The sequence below is a fragment of the Sinorhizobium sp. P24N7 genome (assembly GCF_042436655.1).
In the GTDB taxonomy this organism is placed as follows: Bacteria; Pseudomonadota; Alphaproteobacteria; order Rhizobiales; family Rhizobiaceae; genus Sinorhizobium; species Sinorhizobium meliloti_A.
The window spans coordinates 1-879 of sequence record NZ_JBHMIW010000067.1 but is presented as its reverse complement, the minus strand read 5'-3'; the positions used below and the strand labels follow the sequence as shown (position 1 = coordinate 879).

At 66.7% G+C, this 879-nt stretch carries 2 protein-coding genes; both read left to right on the top strand.

The features are described from left to right. Positions 1-387: FAD-dependent oxidoreductase (locus ACFHWW_RS33915; RefSeq protein ID WP_379943742.1), on the top strand; the 387-nt coding region annotated here is incomplete at its 5' end. Then, positions 384-879: DUF1028 domain-containing protein (locus tag ACFHWW_RS33910; RefSeq protein WP_379943740.1), on the top strand; the 496-nt coding region annotated here is incomplete at its 3' end. The genes ACFHWW_RS33915 and ACFHWW_RS33910, both read left to right, overlap by 4 nt.

Here is an 879-nt window from a genome sequence, read left to right as displayed (position 1 = left end):
CTGCCGGCGCGGGTGGCGCGCCATCTCGCCCGGCTCTTTCCCGAACTGCCGGACAGGCCGATGCAATATTTCTGTGGTGGACGGATTGCCATGACCATCGACCGGCTGCCGCATCTCCATCGCCGGCCCGACGGGCTCTGCGCGTGGGTCGGCTGCAACGGGCGCGGACTGGCGCTGGCCTGCGCGATGGCGCCGGTTCTGGCCGATGCCGTGGAGGGCGTCGCGGACGAGGACCTCGCCCTGCGTCCGACCCCGCCATACCCCCTTCCCTTCCATTTCCTCCTCACCCGCTTCGCCCGGCTGATCCTGCCCTGGTATCGCTTTCGGGACAGCCGCGAGGTGCGAGGAGTTATTGCAGGTGGCGGACACCACAAGGAGGATCCATGACGTTTTCCCTCTTAGCACTCGACCGGGCGACCGGGCAGTTCGGCATCGCGGTGGCGAGTTCCAGTATCGCTGTCGGCAACCGCTGCGCTTGGGCGCGCGCCGGCGTCGGGGCAGTCGCGACCCAGCATCGCACCGATATTCGTTGCGGGCCGCTGGGGCTGGATCTTCTGGCACGGGACTTTTCGGCGCGTGAGACCCTCGAGATCCTGGCATCCAGCAGCGAGCACCCCGACCTGCGACAGTTTGCAGCCGTGGATCGCGACGGAGGGACAGCTTTCTTCAACGGCCCGAAAATCCAATCGATCGCTACCGCCCATGAAGGCGACGCGTGCATTTCGGCCGGTAATTTCATGGCCAATCCGCATGTTACGGAGGCTATGGTGCACGGCTACGAAGAATCGAAGGCGTCGCTTTTCGCCGAACGCCTGCTGGACGCACTCGACGCCGGGGTAGCCGCCGGCGGCGAAACGCAGCCCGCCATGGCCGCCGCCT